This window comes from Methylotenera versatilis 79, assembly GCF_000384375.1.
GTDB classification, from domain to species: Bacteria; Pseudomonadota; Gammaproteobacteria; order Burkholderiales; family Methylophilaceae; genus Methylotenera_A; species Methylotenera_A versatilis_B.
In genome coordinates, this window is sequence record NZ_ARVX01000001.1 from 2,031,428 (window position 1) to 2,048,448 (window position 17,021).

At 41.9% G+C, this 17,021-nt stretch carries 20 protein-coding genes; 6 read left to right on the top strand and 14 right to left on the bottom strand.

Annotated elements, in window-relative coordinates; all coding sequences use genetic code 11:
- Nucleotides 1-12 precede the first annotated feature (12 nt).
- From mnmC to METVE_RS0109860, 13 genes are all read right to left on the bottom strand, one after another.
- Complete coding sequence (gene mnmC / locus METVE_RS0109795) at nucleotides 13-1,221, bottom strand: FAD-dependent 5-carboxymethylaminomethyl-2-thiouridine(34) oxidoreductase MnmC (protein WP_020168300.1); 1,209 nt, start codon at nucleotides 1,219-1,221, stop codon at nucleotides 13-15.
- The gene (mnmD, locus tag METVE_RS0109800; RefSeq protein WP_020168301.1) at nucleotides 1,211-2,038 is read right to left on the bottom strand and encodes a tRNA (5-methylaminomethyl-2-thiouridine)(34)-methyltransferase MnmD; all 828 of its coding nucleotides are present in this window, start codon (nucleotides 2,036-2,038) and stop codon (nucleotides 1,211-1,213) included. The genes mnmC and mnmD overlap by 11 nt, the downstream gene beginning before the upstream one ends.
- Nucleotides 2,039-2,132: 94 nt before the next feature.
- Nucleotides 2,133-3,425, bottom strand: a complete 1,293-nt coding sequence (locus METVE_RS0109805) for an SAM-dependent methyltransferase (protein WP_020168302.1) — start codon at nucleotides 3,423-3,425, stop codon at nucleotides 2,133-2,135.
- A gap of 109 nt (nucleotides 3,426-3,534) precedes the next feature.
- Nucleotides 3,535-4,317, bottom strand: coding sequence for a DUF1365 domain-containing protein (locus METVE_RS0109815; RefSeq protein WP_020168303.1), 783 nt, complete (start codon nucleotides 4,315-4,317; stop codon nucleotides 3,535-3,537).
- On the bottom strand, nucleotides 4,314-5,609 hold the full coding sequence (locus METVE_RS0109820; RefSeq protein ID WP_020168304.1) for an NAD(P)/FAD-dependent oxidoreductase: 1,296 nt from the start codon (nucleotides 5,607-5,609) through the stop codon (nucleotides 4,314-4,316). The genes METVE_RS0109815 and METVE_RS0109820 overlap by 4 nt, the downstream gene beginning before the upstream one ends.
- A gap of 19 nt (nucleotides 5,610-5,628) precedes the next feature.
- Nucleotides 5,629-6,612, bottom strand: a complete 984-nt coding sequence (locus METVE_RS0109825) for an acyl-CoA desaturase (RefSeq protein WP_020168305.1) — start codon at nucleotides 6,610-6,612, stop codon at nucleotides 5,629-5,631.
- 3 nt (nucleotides 6,613-6,615) lie between these two features.
- Nucleotides 6,616-7,221, bottom strand: a complete 606-nt coding sequence (locus tag METVE_RS0109830) for a lipocalin family protein (protein ID WP_020168306.1) — start codon at nucleotides 7,219-7,221, stop codon at nucleotides 6,616-6,618.
- A gap of 5 nt (nucleotides 7,222-7,226) precedes the next feature.
- Complete coding sequence (locus METVE_RS0109835; RefSeq protein ID WP_020168307.1) at nucleotides 7,227-7,895, bottom strand: DUF6134 family protein; 669 nt, start codon at nucleotides 7,893-7,895, stop codon at nucleotides 7,227-7,229.
- 25 nt (nucleotides 7,896-7,920) lie between these two features.
- Complete coding sequence (locus METVE_RS0109840; RefSeq protein WP_020168308.1) at nucleotides 7,921-8,697, bottom strand: DUF1295 domain-containing protein; 777 nt, start codon at nucleotides 8,695-8,697, stop codon at nucleotides 7,921-7,923.
- A 27-nt stretch (nucleotides 8,698-8,724) separates the two neighbouring features.
- The gene (locus METVE_RS0109845; RefSeq protein ID WP_020168309.1) at nucleotides 8,725-9,246 is read right to left on the bottom strand and encodes a DUF2878 domain-containing protein; all 522 of its coding nucleotides are present in this window, start codon (nucleotides 9,244-9,246) and stop codon (nucleotides 8,725-8,727) included.
- A 14-nt stretch (nucleotides 9,247-9,260) separates the two neighbouring features.
- Nucleotides 9,261-10,292, bottom strand: a complete 1,032-nt coding sequence (locus tag METVE_RS0109850; RefSeq protein WP_020168310.1) for an SAM-dependent methyltransferase — start codon at nucleotides 10,290-10,292, stop codon at nucleotides 9,261-9,263.
- A 52-nt stretch (nucleotides 10,293-10,344) separates the two neighbouring features.
- Nucleotides 10,345-11,040 (bottom strand): anti-sigma factor, encoded by a 696-nt coding sequence (locus METVE_RS0109855; RefSeq protein ID WP_020168311.1) that lies wholly within the window; start codon nucleotides 11,038-11,040, stop codon nucleotides 10,345-10,347.
- Nucleotides 11,037-11,603, bottom strand: a complete 567-nt coding sequence (locus METVE_RS0109860; protein WP_020168312.1) for a sigma-70 family RNA polymerase sigma factor — start codon at nucleotides 11,601-11,603, stop codon at nucleotides 11,037-11,039. The genes METVE_RS0109855 and METVE_RS0109860 overlap by 4 nt, the downstream gene beginning before the upstream one ends.
- A 274-nt stretch (nucleotides 11,604-11,877) precedes the next feature.
- Here METVE_RS0109860 and METVE_RS0109870 point away from each other — a divergent pair, with 274 nt between their 5' ends.
- Nucleotides 11,878-13,617, top strand: coding sequence for a pyrroloquinoline quinone-dependent dehydrogenase (locus tag METVE_RS0109870; RefSeq protein WP_020168314.1), 1,740 nt, complete (start codon nucleotides 11,878-11,880; stop codon nucleotides 13,615-13,617).
- Nucleotides 13,618-13,662: 45 nt separating this feature from the next.
- Here METVE_RS0109870 and METVE_RS0109875 read toward each other — a convergent pair whose 3' ends face one another.
- A complete protein-coding gene (locus tag METVE_RS0109875; RefSeq protein WP_020168315.1) occupies nucleotides 13,663-14,346 on the bottom strand; it encodes an ion channel in 684 nt (227 codons plus the stop codon).
- Nucleotides 14,347-14,509: 163 nt separating this feature from the next.
- Between METVE_RS0109875 and METVE_RS0109880 the strand changes: the two genes are divergently transcribed.
- From METVE_RS0109880 to METVE_RS0109900, 5 genes are all read left to right on the top strand, one after another.
- Nucleotides 14,510-14,809, top strand: coding sequence for a hypothetical protein (locus METVE_RS0109880; RefSeq protein WP_020168316.1), 300 nt, complete (start codon nucleotides 14,510-14,512; stop codon nucleotides 14,807-14,809).
- Between the two features lie 30 nt (nucleotides 14,810-14,839).
- Nucleotides 14,840-15,457 carry a 30S ribosomal protein S4 gene (gene rpsD / locus METVE_RS0109885; RefSeq protein ID WP_020168317.1) on the top strand — a complete coding sequence of 206 codons (618 nt, stop codon included), beginning with the start codon at nucleotides 14,840-14,842 and terminating at the stop codon, nucleotides 15,455-15,457.
- A gap of 169 nt (nucleotides 15,458-15,626) precedes the next feature.
- Nucleotides 15,627-15,845, top strand: coding sequence for a hemin uptake protein HemP (gene hemP, locus METVE_RS0109890; protein WP_020168318.1), 219 nt, complete (start codon nucleotides 15,627-15,629; stop codon nucleotides 15,843-15,845).
- 76 nt (nucleotides 15,846-15,921) lie between these two features.
- Nucleotides 15,922-16,134, top strand: a complete 213-nt coding sequence (locus METVE_RS0109895) for a hypothetical protein (protein ID WP_020168319.1) — start codon at nucleotides 15,922-15,924, stop codon at nucleotides 16,132-16,134.
- 39 nt (nucleotides 16,135-16,173) lie between these two features.
- A complete protein-coding gene (locus METVE_RS0109900; RefSeq protein WP_020168320.1) occupies nucleotides 16,174-16,995 on the top strand; it encodes an energy transducer TonB in 822 nt (273 codons plus the stop codon).
- The last annotated feature ends 26 nt before the right edge of the window (nucleotides 16,996-17,021 follow it).

The window sequence follows — 17,021 nt, forward strand, 5'->3', positions numbered from 1 at the left end:
TCACTGATTGAGTTAATACAGAGAATTAGCTAATTGTTTTAAACCTAATTCTTTGAGTAAAAAACGACTAGGATTCAGCTTGCTTACTAGGTTTCCGTCAAGGCTTAACGATTCATTTGTAATTATATTGGCAATCAGTTCGCCACAAATCGGCGCAGTAATCATGCCTTTAGAACCATGACCAGCGTTAATATACAGGCCGTTTAACCATGGAAAATCCACAGGCTTAGCGTTATAACGGGGCGGTTTGGCACGTAACGATTTTTCATCTATTAATTGGCCTGCCAGCGGCATGTAATCTTGCGTGTGACTACGCCAAGCAACGCGACCTTGTTCTTGGTAAGGCTGAAGGCTATTAAAAATGGCAGGTGAGATTTGTTTTAAAGCCTGCATATTTTCTAAAGTATCTGCTTCGCTTAATAGCGAGTTAAGATTATTGGGTGCGTAAGTCGCACCGATTGAATGCAGCCCATCAACTGCTGGGCTTAAATAATGTGTGCTGCAAATAATGGTTTTAATCAGTTGGCTAGCAGGTGTTGGTGCAAAAAAATTCACTTGCCCGCGTACAAGAGTGCTCGCAACGCTGGCACATAAACTAAAACGCTGCACATCATTGGCATTACATAATATCAGTATATCTGATTTAATATCAGTATGTTGTGAGTTATTTTTAATGTATTTTATTCGAAAATTTTCATCGGTTTTTTCGAAACTAAGTACATGTGTATTGCTGATTTTGGTGATGTTGGGCAAGTTAACTAATGCTTGGCATAATGCTTTTGGTTTGACCCAACCAGCTTGCGGCAAAAATAAACCACCGATTGCTAATGGAATGCCAGCTACTTCGCTGGCCGCTTTTGCATCCAAGGCCTGCAAAAACGCATACTCCTGTTGCGCTAACAATGCGTCTTGTCTTAATTGTTCACGCGCGTTATAAGCCAACTGAATCTGTCCGCAGTCAGCAAAAAATGCTGCGTTATTGGGCAATTGTTTAAGTAAATTTAAGGTAAATGCAAAGCCTTGCAATGCCAGCGTACTCTGTGCAGTCGGCTTAATACTCAGTTTGGGATATAAAGTTGCTATAGGGTTGCCTGAAGCTTCTTGGGCGAGTTCACTATGTTGCTCTAATAAAGTGACTGCAATGCCGCGCTTGGCCAGTGCAAACGCCGTGCTACAACCTGCAATACCGCCACCAATCACAATCGCAGTTTTAGTTGGCACTTGGTTTTTCTATCGATTGTTTGACGTTAACTGGTTTTTCATCAAACGATTCGCCAATAAAATCACCCGTTAACATTTCCCGTTTTTTGCCAAAACCAGCTTGTTTGCTGACATGAAATCCAGCCGTTTGCAGGCCACGCTTAACCATGCCGGCACTGGTGAACGTGGCAAATGATGTATTCCGGTTAGATAATCTTGCCATTTGTGCGAACAAAGCAGGCTGCCACATATCAGGATTTTTTGAGGGTGAAAACCCGTCTAAAAACCAAGCGTCAGCGAGAGTTGTTATCTTTGTTAGGCTGTCTGTCGCATCGCCAACCAAAATCGTTAGTTGCACGCGATTATCAAATAGCCAAATGCTTTTATCGCTATTTATTAACGCTTTATATATAGCTAAAAACTGGCCAGAAAGATTATTTAATGTCGGCCAAAGCTGTAAAGTGCTGGTGATTTCCTGCAAGCTGAGCGGGTACTTTTCAGTGCTAATAAAATGCAGGCGGGCGTTTTTGGGCGCATGATTCAGCCACAATTGCGCAGCACATAAAAAATTTAAACCTGTGCCAAAACCTGTTTCAATAATGGTGAATGTTTGGGTTGCTAATTGCTGCCAACGCGGTGTTAGGTTGTTGCCTTCCAAAAAGACATGCTCGGTTTCAAGCAGGCCATTATCACTGGAATAATAGACATCCTGAAAGATGGTGGAGTAGGGTTGAGCCAAGCCATCCTGATTAACGCGCCATTCGACAGGGCTTGATTCAATCGGGCTTAATTTAATAAGACTGCTTGATTTAATAAGACTGTTAGTAGAATTTTGCATGCATTGAGTTGGTTAACTTGTACCGCCTCATTTTAAAGCAAACTAGTGAAAGCTGTTTAGGCAAATCCTAAACAATTCTTGAGCCGAATAAAATTTAAATTAGCGCAGCTCTGCGATTCTCTGGTTTGGCTAATAGTAGATGGACATCACCCAGAGCGCGCTCTGCAAAGCCGCCTTCGCAATAGCACAAATAAAATTCCCACATCCTAATAAATTCTTCCGAATAACCCAGCCTGCGGACGGCATCGACATGCGTGAAAAAGTTTTCGCGCCAAGCCGCCAAAGTAGTTGCGTAATGCGGGCCTATATCTTCGCAATCGAACAAGCGTAAATCGCTAGTTTTGGTGATGCTATTTAACATGGCGGTGTTGGACGGAATGCATGAGCCAGGGAAAATATAGCGTTGAATAAAATCCACACTATTCTTGGCTGCTTCAAAACGTTGGTCGGCGATGGTAATCGCTTGTATCAAAGCCAAGCCGTTTGGTTTGAGCAGTTTTCCTACTTTGGCAAAATAGGTATCGTAATATTGATGTCCTACCGCTTCAATCATTTCAATTGAAACTAATTTATCAAATTGTCCTTCTAACTCTCTGTAATCATTTAATAAAACTGTTACGACTGAATCTAAGTTAGCTGCTTTTACGCGCTCAACTGCTAGTGCATATTGCTGTTTTGAGATAGTCGTTGTGGTGACTTTACAGCCGTAATGTCTTGCCGCATAAATCGCAAAACCGCCCCAGCCAGTGCCAATTTCAACCAAATGGTCTGTGGTTTTTAAATCTAATTTATCGCATATGACCTTTAATTTTTTGAGCGAGGCAGCCTCTAAACTGCTACTAGGATGATCTATGGTCGAATGTTCAAAAATACCCGATGAATACATCATGGTCGGGTCTAGCCATAGCTTGAAAAAATCATTGCCCAGATCATAATGCGCGGCAATATTTTTACGGCTACCTTCTGTTGTGTTGCTATTTAACCAGTGCAATGCTTTAAATAATGGCTTGGTCGCCCATTGGTAGCCGCCTTCCAGCGTATCCATCACCGATTGGTTCACGCACATTAGTCTGATGACATCAGTTAGGTTATCTGCGGTCCAGTAACCCAGCATAAAAGCCTCTCCCGCGCCAATGCTGCCGCCGAAAGCAATCTCGCCATAAAAACGCGCATCATGGACATGAATCGTCGTTTTAATACCGTTTGATTGGCCGAAAACGTATTTTTCATTACCATCAATAATGGTTAAGCAACCCGTTTGCAGATGATTAAGACGCTTAATAATCTGTGTTTTGGCAAACTTAGCCACCCGTTTAGAGCGGCTTTTTTGTTTAAGCGCTGTGGTTAAGGTTTCTTGCGGTAAGTTGGTATTGGTCAGTGTATTCATGATTGTTTATACGGCAACCGTTAGTGTTCAGATTCAAAAAAACCTATTATTTAATAAGACCATGAAAGGCATGTTAGTCAACGATTTCGTCCAATTCAGCCTTGCTTAATTAATGCGCAGGATGCGAGTAAAGCGGTACGCGTTTTAACCACAACTTAAGCGCATTCCAATAAATCGCTGCGACTACTTTTATGGTCATGAATGGATACTGGATTAACAACCAATTTAATGCAGATTCCGTGATCTCTGTGCGTTGTAAAGCCAGCGTTGCATAGAATATCGTCTGATTATTTTGCAGAGTTTTCATATGCACTAACAGTTGTTTTTCAGCTAATTTAAACGCCCAATCGTATTCAATATCCATTGGCATAAAAGGCGAAACATGAAAGTCTTTATGCAGTTTAAATACTGTAATTTCGCCATTTTTGGTTTTCTTAACCGCTTTTTCTGATGAATCCTGACTCATAAAATCGTGCACATAAGCATAATCTTCACCCCACGGCGTATTGGTGATATGCGTGACGATGGCTTGCAGTGTTTTCCCATCCGCCTCAAAACAATAGTAAAAAGTCACCGGGTTAAAGCAATGCCCAAAATAGCGCATATTAGTGAGCATGCGAATTGATCCGCGTGGTGCGTGATCTGTGACGGCAGTAATTAAGTCGCTGATTTCTGCTTTTAGCGATTTTGCAGGATTGCCATAATAATCAGCGCGTTTAAAGTAGGCAATGTTGGATTTTTTTAGCGACCAAAAGCGCGATTTGCTAAAAAGTTGCGGCAATTCATCTAAATCTAAATACATCATAAACACGCGATAACGAAAACCATGCGGTTTAGGTGAATGGCGCTGATGTTCAACCCAGCCTTTATAAATGGCGCTGTGCACAGTCAATCACTTTTTGTTTGTGTGTTTAGATGTTGTTTAAAATGTTCAAGCGCAGTTAAAGCGCTGGCAACGCCATCCTCATGAAAACCATTCAGCCAATATGCGCCTGCATAACCAGTCAAATTCTGGCCGCTGATTTCCGCGTGCCTTGCTTGTGCAGCCACGCCATCAATCGTGTAAACGGGATGCATGTATTTAAGGCGTTTAATGACTTTTGCCGGATTAATAAAATCGGTATGGTTAAGCGTGACTAAAATCGGCTCTGGCGACTGGATATTTTGCAGAATATTCATGTTGTAAGTCACTTGTACCTTATTTGATTGATTGACATCTGATGATTTGGGATCAGATGGCTTTGCTGTCACATGATAATTCCACGCCGCCCACGCCAATCTTCGTTTTGGCAGCAGGCTTATATCATGGTGTAGATAAACCGTATTTTCCTGGTAAGGAATCGCGCTTAAAATTTCGCGTTCTTGTGCAGTTGCATCGGTACCTAATATTTTCAACGCTTGGTCACTGTGGCAGGCAAAAAATACGTAATCAAAAGTTTGTTCTTCGCTATTTACTGGCTTGATTTTGACAGAATTTTTTAAGCGTTTGACACTAGCAATTGGCGTATTCAGCCAGATTTTGTATTTAAAATCTTCGGTTAATTTTTCAACATATCTGGCTGATCCGCCAGTAATGGTGCGCCATTGCGGCCTGTTGTTTACCGTTAACATGCCGTGATGATGAAAGAATCGCACCAAAAAGCGGGTAGGGAAGTCCAGCATCTGTGCCGCATCAGTAGACCAAATCGCAGCGCCCATCGGCAGAATATAATTGTTGATAAATGCAGGGTTGTAATGATTCTGCGTTAAATAATCACCCAATTTAATCTCGCTATCGCTTTCTAATAATGCCAGCGATTGCTTGTTAAAACGCAAAATATCGCGAATCATGCCGTAAAAGCTGGGCTTGAAAAAATTGCGCCGTTGCGCGAAAAGGCTATTTAAAGTCGTGCCGTTGTATTCCAAACCCGTCACTTCATTATGTACGCTAAAGCTCATTTGGCTTGGTTGCCAGGCGACTTTTAACTTGTCTAGCAACCCAATAAAGTTGGGGTATGTGCGGTCGTTAAATACAATAAAGCCAGTATCTATGGCATATTTGTTACCAAATAACTCAACATCATGTGTATGCGTGTGGCCGCCAATATGGCTATTGGCTTCAAACACAGTGATTTCATGTTCTGAATGCAAGTGGTGTGCGATGGTGTTGCCAGCGATGCCGCTGCCAATAATAGCAATCTTCAAATGAGTAACTTTCTAATTATTATATTTTTGGGCTGTTAAATTGCCCGTTTTTGTACTGCTTAGATTCACGAACGGCGATTGGCACTTTGCGTAAATTCCATATCAAGCCTAACGAAGACATCAAGCGCAATCCGTAATAGGTGAAATCAATCTCCCACCAATAAAAACCTTGGCTAGCAGAGCCTGGGTAATGGTGATGATTGTTATGCCAGCCTTCGCCCAAAGTTAAAATCGCAATCAAAAAATTGTTGCGACTTTGATCGCGCGTGGCATAACGGCGCTTACCCCAAGTGTGTGATAAAGAATTCACACTAAATGTTGCGTGATACAGCACAACAGTAGATAGGACAAAGCCCCAAACCAGCAATTGCCAACCATTGGTGCCTAAACTAGGTGCATATTTTTCTAAAAACATGCCAAGGCCAAAAATACTTACCGCAAAAATAATGGGGATTAACACATCAAAACGGTCTAAAAAGCGCAATTCTGGAAATTTCGCCAATTCTTTTACGCGGTCTAATTGCGTGTGAAAATTGTTGCGCGATAAAAACCAGCCGATATGGCTCCACAAAAAACCGTGTTGAACAGGTGAATGCGCGTCAATCTCTTCATCTGAGTGAATATGATGATGGCGATGGTGTGCTGCCCACCATAACGGCCCACGTTGTACGGCGGTTGCGCCTAATACGGCAAACACAAATTGGCCAACTCGACTGGTTTGAAAGGCTTTGTGCGAAAAATATCGATGATAAAACCCTGTAATCGCAAACATTCTTAATGCATATAAAGCAATCGCAAAAATAAGCGCGAACGTGCTGTAACCCACCCAAAATAAAGCAAAACAAGCCAAATGTAATGCAACGAATGGGATGACGCGCCAATAATCGATGCTTTCTTTAGCGTCTTCTGTAGCCGCATTTTCAGGTAAAGCGTCATTATCTAGCCAGCTAGTTAATGTGCTTAAAATGGGTTTTTCGTTAGAAAATGAATGTTTGTTTAGCATATGCTATTCGGCTTTTTTAAGCGTTTTAGATGGGCTAATTTCTTTAGACGTGCTGTTTTGTATAGAATCGCCTGTCCAGCTTTGTGGTACTTTGCGTAGCTTGGCTGTGTCATAGCCTAATTTCGCAACGAAGTCAGTCAACTCAACATATTTCGCATCAGGAATTTGCGGCGTGCGCGCCATTATCCACACGTAATCACGCGCATTGCGGGCAATCACCGTGTATTGATAATCATCATCTAAATAAGCGATGCGATATTCCGCTTTGATTGGCCAAATAAATTGCATTCCCCACAGCGCATTGCCTGTGTCTTTAACCACAAATCCGCGTGGCTTGTAGGTTTTAAGTGGGCCGTCGAAGGCGTCTTTATAATATGTAAAAGTGGTCGCAATCGTGCCGTCACTATCCAATTTATAGTTTTCAATCGCGTTATAGGCGCTGGTTTCAATCGGCGTTGGAATCACACCAATCACATACCAATCGCCCATAAATCGCGGTAGATCAACTTGCTTAACAATTGGTATCGAATCCATTTTTGTGCCTGCACAGCCGACAATTAAGCAGCCAAAAATTATTGAAAGTAATACTTTAAATTTGATATTTAACATATTGATTAAATTAACTTATAGTTGATTTTATAGCCTTCTGGCGTAATGGATTTTAAAGCCACCCATTCATTTTTCGCGTTATACCAAAGTTCTATATTGAGCTTGTTTTTGCCGTTCAAACTACCCTTAAGTTTGTAATGTGTTACCTCAGCTGGTTGACCTTTTACAGTGATTGTTTCTTGGCCTAACTTCTCAAAGTTAGTGTCTAAATATTCTGCATTTTGAGGGTTAAGTAATTTAGATTGTGTTAGGATTTTAGGATTCCAGTAAGCAAAAGTCATGGTGCAGGTAGGCAAAGTTTGCGTGGTTTTGCCATCACTCACTTCAAAGCCCGCGTCTTTTTTTGCGCCTTTGATATTGCTGACTACTTTGTTTTCCGTGGTATTGGCTTCCAAGCTCGCCAAGCAATCATCTTTCCATTGCTCTTTTGCCGTATGGTCGTAGTTGTAAGCTTCAATAAATAGCACTTTTACATTGAATTTAGCGCGGCTGGTTAACTGGCGATTCTGATCTAAAGTAAATGTATGTTTACCAATCTTGCTTTTATCCAAATACACATCAAACGCCCATTCTTCTGCCATTACAGGCAATGCGATCAACGCTGTGCTTAAAAATAGACACGCCGATTTAGCTAATGCGTTATTAAATGGATGCTTTAAAAGATGCTTGAACATAAAACCCTCGTTAATAAAAGCTAGTTCACTCGTTTTTCGGTAAACCCGGTATAAAACTATTGGTATTTTTAATATATTTAACATAAGCAGGGCGGCGTTCTGAAATGTCTTTTTCCAGCAAGCTGACACCGCTGACTTTTAATAAAAGTAATGTCATTAAAATTGGTGAGATGATTGCCCACCAAGCGCCACCGGCTAACGCGATCAAATAAAATGCCCACCAAACGCAGCATTCGCCAAAATAATTGGGATGGCGGCTGTAGCGCCATAAGCCTGCGTTGAGCACTTGACCTTTGTTTTTAGGGTTATCTTTAAACTGAGTTAACTGCCAATCGGCAACAGTTTCCCAGAAGAATCCAAATAAAAATAATGACAATCCCAGATAATCAAGCGTGTTAATCAGGGCATTTGAATCGATTGCGCCGTACAGTGAAATCGAAATAATCCAAGCCAGCACAGCTTGCAAACCAAATATAATGTAGGCACTTTTTAACCAAAAAAGTGGCTCATTATTTTTGCGAATCTCAACGTAACGATGGTCTTCATGTGGACCCCAATTGCGCCAAGTGAGGTATGCACATAATCGCACTGCCCAAAGCGTGACCAGAGTTAACACTAGATAAACACGTGCGCTGCCTTCATACACAAACAGTGCGCTGGTAAAAGCTGCCAGTATAAAAAACAAGCTCCACATGCTATCTACGTGGGTGACGTTATCGCGCATCAAGCTGATTACCCAGCCTAAAAGGGCGAATAAGCCGATTGCCACCAAGCTGTAACCATAAATTGACCAATTGAACATGTTAAGTATTCGCCTTAAGCTTTAGAACTAATATTTAAAACCATCAAATTTTGCCGATAATCGCAGCATTAACGGCGTTAATATTGCCCAACCGATGCTGAGAGCGATATAACTGGCTGGCATCATATTGAGCGTGACTGCGCCTAATCTGGCCGCGCCCATATAAGCCAAAGGCCCGCCAATTGCACCGAATAATACGGCAATCAGCCAGCGGTCATGCATCCAGCGCAAACTTACATTTAATATCGTCACAAATTCTGCCCAAAGTGCCAATATCCAAACGGGAACTAGTGCGTTCATCCAGCTATGTGATTCATAACTAATCAGTTGATGATTCAACATCATTTGATCAAATGTTCCGCCAATAACCAGCACAATCAATAACAAAGCCAGTTCGCGTTTTGGCTGTTTGGCCTGTATTAAATGCCAAACCACAATCGCCAGCACCACTGCAACGCCTAACCAGGGCATTTGTTTGGCTGCGCCAATCACGCAGGCAAACCAGCCGATTTGAAACAAAATAAAGTTAATAACCATGTTGCGTTGCATGCTATTTATTAAGACTATCTTTTCTCAAATAAATAGTGTGTAACCCACCATTCTTGACCATTGTTATAACCGAATAATTCTGCACAAGCCATGTAAAACATGCGCCAGCGATTACGCCACATTTCCACATCTTTATCACCATAAGTGGCGGCTAAAATCGGTGTAATGGCTTTTGCGTTTTTATCCATATTTTCCAGCCAAGCATTGGCGGTTTTTTCATAATGTGTGCCATCCCAGCGCCAGCGTTGGATTAACTTCAAATCATCTTGAAAATGTAGTGGTAAATCGTCACTTGGCATAATGCCGCCGCTAAAGAAAAACTGACTCATCCAGTCATCATCGGCTTTTACATCAAAAGCATAAGGCGTGTTGCGGTGCACAAAGATATGCTTGAAGAACTTGCCTTTAGGTTTCAGCCAACTAGCGACTTTTGCGTAAAGCACTTGGTAATTGCGCATATGTTCAAACATTTCCACTGATACCACGCGGTCATATTGCGCAGGTGCTTCAAATACATTCATATCTGCGGTGATAATGTTTAGATTAGTTAATCCACGCGATTTAGCCGTATTCATAATATATTCGCGCTGCGAATTAGAATTAGAAACGCCTGTGATGGTCGATTTTGGATATTGCGCTGCCATCCAAAGCGACAGCGAGCCCCAACCGCAACCTAGCTCTAAAACTGCTTGGCCATTTTGTAAATCGGCGTGGTCACAAGTTTGGATTAACGCCAATCTTTCCGCCTCATCTAATGCTTCTGTATCTGGCATCCAAAAACAGCTACTGTATTTACGATGATTGCCCAAACAATAATGAAAGAATGCCGCAGGCACTTCGTAATGTTGCGCGTTTGCCAGTTCTGGCACTGGAGCAATTTCCGAAGCATTCATAGCCGCCACGAATTGACCCAATTGCGCCATACCGATTTCACAGTTGCTGGCAGAAATCTCAACCAATCTCTGTTTAACTAACTGCCTAATACCTTGGCGCACAATAGAATCGGGCAAGCTACCCGATTCTGCTAATTTAATGGCTAAACCCATTGAATATTCTTTCTAGAAATGTGTTAACTACAAGCTTTTAATCAAAAACATATTAAGTTTTTGCCAACTTACCTTGATACAACACTGCGCCAGTTGGCTGACCAGTTGGCGAACCGCCTACAGGCTCCAGACTCACCGCTAAACTACCGGGCGCCATTAATGGGACCAATTGCGCAGGGATTTTCATATTAGCAACGCCTTGTTGCGGCAATAAACCCAATGAAATAGGTTTGGATTTATCGGCTGGCAATAACCATAATTCAAACGCGTTATCTGGCTTGGTTTCTAAACTGGCTAATGAGATCGCTTTCATTTCCACTTCGTTGGCAGCATTTTTCGTTTCACTTAATAACCAGCCGTGCTGCGCTTTTTCTGATGATAGTAACGCAATTGCCTCAGGCGTTATTTCATCGGCAGGCTTTGGTGACTGCAACACCAAAATGGTTGCCAATGATGCGGCCAAAGCGGTCGATATAAAGGCAAAGCTTTTCCACCAGCTATTCGATTGTGCTGCTCGGTGTGCAAATAAGCGCGTTTCGATGGTTTTCCAAACCCGTTTTGGCGGGTTTACAGCAGGAACTGTGTCAGCCAATAAATGAATATGCGATTCCCACCACGCAAATGATTGAGCCCAATCCGCGCGTTGTTTTAAGAGTTGCTCAAAACGCGTGCGCGCTGCGCCTTTTAATGTGCCTAATATGTATTCGACTGAAAGCATATCGGCTAATTTATCATTGTCGTACCTCATGCTTTTTCTCCTTGCAAACAACTTTTAAGCGCAGTTAACCCGCGTCTAATCCATGTTTTTATTGTGCCTAAGGGTTGCACTAGATGTTTGGCTAATTGTTCGTGTGCCATGCCATGAAAATAGCTCAGTACGATGGCTTGCCGTTGCAAAGGCGCTAATGTGTTCATGCAATTCAACAGTGCTTTAGATTCACTTTTTTCTGTGACTTTTTCTAAAGGACCTAAATCCTCTGAAGCCCAATCATCCAAACTGGCTTCATCCAATAATTGCGCTTCTTGCGGCATTGCGCGCAGCAAATCAAAACATTTATTGCGCACAATCGTGGTCATCCAAGTCATCACTGCGGCTTTTTCAGGGCGATAGTTTTGTGCGTGATGCCAAATATTAATAAACGCATCTTGTAACGCTTCTTCGGCTAAATCACGTCGATTCAATATGCGCAAAGATAACCCGAACAATTTGGCAGAAGTGGCCTCGTACAAGGTTTGAAACGCCACTTTGTCCCCTTGTCCACTTAACGCGATTAAATGAAACAATTCTTCAGACGTTTTTGTTTGGCTCATAATATTTAATCTGCAAGTTAAAACTTGATACTACCTTCTAAATTCAATTTTAGGGTAATCACACGCCATGCCGTCTTAACGGTCAGTCGAGTATTAAAATGTCTGTCTTTATGCATATACGTTAAAGATGTTTTTTAGATTCAAATTAGTTTGTAATATTTGGATTGCTGCAAATGAATTTTCTTGATGTATACTAATCGGTATACTTTTATGCGGAATGTATTGAATCATGAACATAATTAATCTGAGAGTAATTTGCGTACTTCTTTTCTGCATGTTACAGGCTTGTGCCGTCAATCAAAATAAAACACCGCAGCAGGTTAACAGTCAAGACTGGCCAAGTTTTGGGCATGATTTTACTAGTCAGCGTTTTTCACCTAACACACAGGTTAACCAAAAAAACGTGAAAGATTTGGTGCAAGCTTGGCAATTTAAAAGCGGCGTTGTCGGCAGCTTTCAAACCACGCCAATTGTGCAAAATGGCATCATGTATCTATCGCTTCCTTATAATCACGTCGTCGCACTTAACGCTAAAACAGGTGAAGAATTATGGCGTTACAAGCATGATAGACGTCCAGATTGGCAAATGTGCTGCGGCCCAGCCAACAGAGGTGTGGCAGTTGCCAACGGAAAAGTATTTATCGGCACGGTAGATGCGCGTTTGATTGCATTAAATGCCAAAACCGGTGCAAAAGAGTGGGATATTGACGTTGTTGAAGGTGCGATTGTCCGTGAAGGGCAAGATTCATTAAATAAAGAGGATCCAAACAGCGCACGCAAAGTGACAGGCGGCACGGGCATTGGCATTGCGATGGCGCCAGTTGTGTATAAAGGTAAAGTGATTGTGGGCATCACTGGCGTTGGTTATGGTTTGCATATTGATAATCCAACTGCGGATGCGCCATTAGGCGCGGTAATCGGCGTAACTGGGCGCTTTGGACGTCCTGGCTTTTTAGCCGCTTACGATGTGATTGACGGCAAGCGTGTGTGGCAATTTGACACGATTCCAGAAAAAGGTTGGGAAGGCAGTTTTGCGCAAACAACGGATGATGGCGTGACATTTAACCGTGATATTGCGCAAGAAAAAGCCGATTTAGCTAAATATCCCGATTCAGCACGTTTTGGCGGCGGTTCGGCTTGGAGCACGCCAGCAATCGATACTGCAACAGATACTTTATATTTTGGCACGGGTAATCCCAGCCCGCAAATGAATGATATTTCTCGCCCAGGTGATAATCTTTATACCGTTTCATTAGTGGCTTTAGATACGAATACAGGCAAATTAAAATGGCATTATCAACAAGTGCCACATGATTTGTGGGGTTATGATTTAGCCAGTCCGCCTGCATTATTTAATTATCAATTAAATGGAAGCAGCATTGCCGCAGTAGGGCAGGCCAGCAAAACCGGTTGGTTTTATGTGCACGACAGAGCGACTGGAAAATTGTTGAAAAAATCAGAAGCGTTTGTGCCGCAGCATAATTTATTTAAAAAAGCGACTGCTGAAGGTGTTGTTGTTTATCCTGGCATTCTTGGCGGCTCAAATTGGTCGCCAGTGAGTGTAGATGAAGCCAATCAACGTGTGTTTGTGGCAGGTATACATGCGCCGATCAACTATACCTTGCATGAAACGCCTGCTAAAGATGGCAAACCAGCGATTCGCTATGCAGCAAGTGAACCGACAAAAGATCCACGCTGGGGATTGTTATCAGCAATCGATTTAAGTAGTGGCAAAATCGCATGGCAGAATAAAACGGCGCAACCATTGGTTGGAGGTGTATTGGCGACTGCTGGTGGCGTATTGTTTACAGGCGAAGGCAATGGCAACTTTAATGCTTACAACAGCCAAACGGGCGAATTGCTCTGGCAAACACATTCCGATTTTGGCGTAAACGCGCCACCTATTACTTATACTATTGATGGCATACAATATATTGCAGTCGCCAGTGGCGGCAATTCAATATTCGGTTATAAACAGGGCGATGCAGTGTTAGTTTATAAACTTGGTTTGTAAGTTAACTTAAAGTTAACCATAAAAACAGCGCATTTTTTTCTTAGTTTATGGGTTATTTGCTCTCTTACTCGCAGCCAATCCAACTAAATGCGATATCACTACCGCGATATACATTAAACCGGTAAACATTTGTATAGAACTAATGGCGCGTGCCGCATTAGAAACTGGCACGATATCGCCAATACCTGTGCCAGATTGAATCGAAAAGCTCATAAATAATAGTTCTACCCAAGTGCGTTGCATTTCTGGATGGATAGCAGCGGTGATGCTGCCAGGCACAATTTGCTGACAAGCAGAATAAGCCAGCGCAAATCCCCATACTAATAATGTAAATGTCGCGCCAGCAGCGTATAACTCGTCTATCGTCACCACATCGTCTGCAAACATATAACGTGTTAAACCAATTGCCGCGTAAAAATACAGCAAACTTTCAAAAATGTGTGCCCAGATTAATAGTGGTGCTTGATGGCTGAATGTAGCCGTGAGCGAAAATCCAATCGCGAGCACGACTAATACCAATCCAACCCAGCTGACAATTGGGCTGCGGTAAACCACCCAAACTGCCAGAATCGGCACAATCAAACCGATACTATTAAATACCACGTGGCTGGCTTCTGAATTGTTCATAAATCCATACATTAAGACGCTGACCAGTTGAGCGGCCAATAACATGGCAAAAGGATAGCGTTTTAAAAAAGTGACAATAGAAAAAGAAAGTAGAGATTTCATCGGATTATTTTCTAAATTTTAGACAATATTATTGATAAATATTACAGTAAAAATCTGGTTAATACTGCTTCAAGCAGGGCTGCTGAATAATTAACTAATAAAGTTCTTTACATCTTAAATAAGAACCATTATCATTTACATATCAATACAAATGGTGAATTGAATGCAACTTCAAATGGTAAATGCTAAAAAAACTAGCGTTCTATATGACCCGGAATTACCAACGGCCAAAGATATCATGGCGGCAATTTGTTGTGTGGCAACACACTACGCAATGAAGCCGTCATTAGGCTTGGCGATTTTAGCCGCTGATTTGGCGTTAAAGTTCACTGCGCCAGAATATGCAGAATCCATATTGATTAAAGATATCTCTAAGCGATTATTGAATCAATGGGAAAACATCGTAGCGGAATACGATGATGCAGACGCTCAAGTATTACCAGCACACGCAACATTGCAATAACATAAAAACTTAAAATTTCAAGGAAACAACATGTCAAGATTAACGGGCCCAAGATTAAAGATTATGCGCGCATTGGGCGTGGATTTACCAGGCTTATCACGCAAGACAATCGAGGCGCGTCCAACGCCGCCAGGCCAACACGGTAATAAAGCATCACGCAAACGTCGTTCAGATTTCGGCGTAAAACTGCAAGAAAAACAAAAGATTCGTTTTAACTACGGATTAACAGAAACACAAATGCGCAGAATGATTTTAGATGCGCGTAAAGGCAAAGAGCCTACAGGCGAGCGTTTATTGCAGTTATTGGAGCGTCGTATGGATAATGTGGTTTTCCGTGCAGGTTTCGCACCTACTTTGATTGCGGCGCGTCAATTAGTGACGCACGGTCATTTAATGCTGAATGGTCGCAATGTGAATATTCCTTCTATCCGTCTAAAAGTAGGTGATGAAGTGACGATTCGTGTGAAAAGTAAAAACATTCCGATGGTTGTTGAGACGATTAAACAACCGTCTTTAGCGCGTCCAGAATGGTTAACTTGGGATGAAGCGACTACTGTTGTGAAAGTAGCGCACTTACCAGCGATTGAAGATGTACCATTTCCTGTTGATGTGCAGCAAGTGGTGGAATATTACGCTAACCGCGTGTAATTTTTGTGGTTAACACGGTTAGCAACAGAATTTAAGACGTCCCTAACAACGTCTTAAATGTTGCAAATGCATGCAAATGCATCTCCTTGATTTTATGGCCGCCTTGCACTTGGTTTGATTATATCAAATTAATGCATGTTAGTCGGTCACTTTTTTGAGCTTGGTTTTCATGAAAGTAATTACACACTTAACAGCTAAAGAACACATGAGTTTTGATGTGGCGATTGTAGCGGATGATTCTTCTAATAAAGAGATGAAAATGTCGCGTATTAAACGCTTAAACACAGAACAATTGTTCACCAATGTTAAAGAGGTAATGATTGAACATTTGAATGAAACCTATATTTTGCGCATCACCAAACAAAATAAATTGATTTTAACCAAGTAGATTTAGTTAACTATTCAGCGGCTCAAATATTAATACAGGAAAAATCCATGTCACCTAAAATCAACACTCCCGTATTTTGCTCGCTAAAAATGAGAGCGGCACGATTGCTTTTTGTGAGGGCTGCGATGTGGTGGAGTTGGAAATAGGTGCAGTGAGTATGCGCATTGATGCGGAATTGTTACAAGCATTAAATGGTTTGTTCAAGGATGCGGATATTCGTCTAAATTATTACCGTCTAGAAAAAGCCAGTTTTGAGCAAAGCCAATCGGTGGATTTAAGTTTTCATTAACAAAGCTTACGCTTATAAATTTTTTGAATCGACATTTCTATGAGCAACCAAACGTCTACCGTTGTTAATTTATTTGCCGCACGTCAGGCAAAATTTAATCAGCAATCAAATCATGCAGCTGAGTCTTCAAGATTAACCAGACTATATGCTTTGCCGCTACAAGCAACGCAACCGACTAGCCCAACACCGCCACAAAAATCCTACTCATGGTTAGCGACATTATTTGTCGTATTGGCGCATGCGGCGGTTATTTATGTATTGATTACACAAACACCGATTGAAAAAGCAAAAATAGAACCGGCAGCGCCAATGATGGTGAGCTTGATTGCGCCGCCAGCACCTGAGCCAGAATTAGTGCCAGTGATCGAACCACCAAAACCAGAAGTAAAGCCCGTTGTTAAGCCAAAAAAAGTAGTTGAAAAAATCAAGCCAATTGAAACGCCAACGGAGCGTTTGGTGGAAGCGACGACAGAGCAGCCTGTTGTAGAAGAGGCACCAGCAGCGCCAGTAGAACCTGTAAAAGTGGCGGAAGCGCCTAAAGCGCCGCCAGTAGTAGAAAAAATAGAAGAACCGAAAATTGAACCGCCACGTTTTGGTGTTTCATATTTGAATAACCCGGCGCCAGAATATCCATCTACTTCACGTCGATTAGGCGAAGAAGGGCGTGTGTTAATGAAAGTTTTAGTTTCTGCAGATGGTTCAGCTGAGGATGTGAAGATTGAAAAAAGCAGCGGATCTGAGCGATTAGATAATGCAGCGATTCAAGCAGTTAAACGCTGGCGTTTTATCCCAGCGAAGAAAAATAATCAATCGCTAAGTGCTTACGTGATTGTGCCTGTGAAGTTTTCACTAGATAGCTAATTTATAAGCAACTGATTTTAAATAAG

Excerpts from the sequence above, each read along its gene's own strand:
- METVE_RS0109840 (WP_020168308.1), bottom strand. The coding sequence starts at position 8,697 with ATGTTCAATTGGTCAATTTATGGTTACAGCTTGGTGGCAATCGGCTTA.
- METVE_RS0109880 (WP_020168316.1), top strand. The coding sequence starts at position 14,510 with ATGCAACTTCAAATGGTAAATGCTAAAAAAACTAGCGTTCTATATGAC.
- METVE_RS0109830 (WP_020168306.1), bottom strand. The coding sequence starts at position 7,221 with ATGTTAAATATCAAATTTAAAGTATTACTTTCAATAATTTTTGGCTGC.
- METVE_RS0109835 (WP_020168307.1), bottom strand. The coding sequence starts at position 7,895 with ATGTTCAAGCATCTTTTAAAGCATCCATTTAATAACGCATTAGCTAAA.
- hemP (WP_020168318.1), top strand. The coding sequence starts at position 15,627 with ATGAAAGTAATTACACACTTAACAGCTAAAGAACACATGAGTTTTGAT.
- METVE_RS0109805 (WP_020168302.1), bottom strand. The coding sequence starts at position 3,425 with ATGAATACACTGACCAATACCAACTTACCGCAAGAAACCTTAACCACA.
- METVE_RS0109875 (WP_020168315.1), bottom strand. The coding sequence starts at position 14,346 with ATGAAATCTCTACTTTCTTTTTCTATTGTCACTTTTTTAAAACGCTAT.
- rpsD (WP_020168317.1), top strand. The coding sequence starts at position 14,840 with ATGTCAAGATTAACGGGCCCAAGATTAAAGATTATGCGCGCATTGGGC.
- METVE_RS0109855 (WP_020168311.1), bottom strand. The coding sequence starts at position 11,040 with ATGAGGTACGACAATGATAAATTAGCCGATATGCTTTCAGTCGAATAC.
- METVE_RS0109860 (WP_020168312.1), bottom strand. The coding sequence starts at position 11,603 with ATGAGCCAAACAAAAACGTCTGAAGAATTGTTTCATTTAATCGCGTTA.
- METVE_RS0109825 (WP_020168305.1), bottom strand. The coding sequence starts at position 6,612 with ATGCTAAACAAACATTCATTTTCTAACGAAAAACCCATTTTAAGCACA.
- METVE_RS0109845 (WP_020168309.1), bottom strand. The coding sequence starts at position 9,246 with ATGCAACGCAACATGGTTATTAACTTTATTTTGTTTCAAATCGGCTGG.
- METVE_RS0109850 (WP_020168310.1), bottom strand. The coding sequence starts at position 10,292 with ATGGGTTTAGCCATTAAATTAGCAGAATCGGGTAGCTTGCCCGATTCT.
- mnmD (WP_020168301.1), bottom strand. The coding sequence starts at position 2,038 with ATGCAAAATTCTACTAACAGTCTTATTAAATCAAGCAGTCTTATTAAA.
- METVE_RS0109900 (WP_020168320.1), top strand. The coding sequence starts at position 16,174 with ATGAGCAACCAAACGTCTACCGTTGTTAATTTATTTGCCGCACGTCAG.
- METVE_RS0109870 (WP_020168314.1), top strand. The coding sequence starts at position 11,878 with ATGTTACAGGCTTGTGCCGTCAATCAAAATAAAACACCGCAGCAGGTT.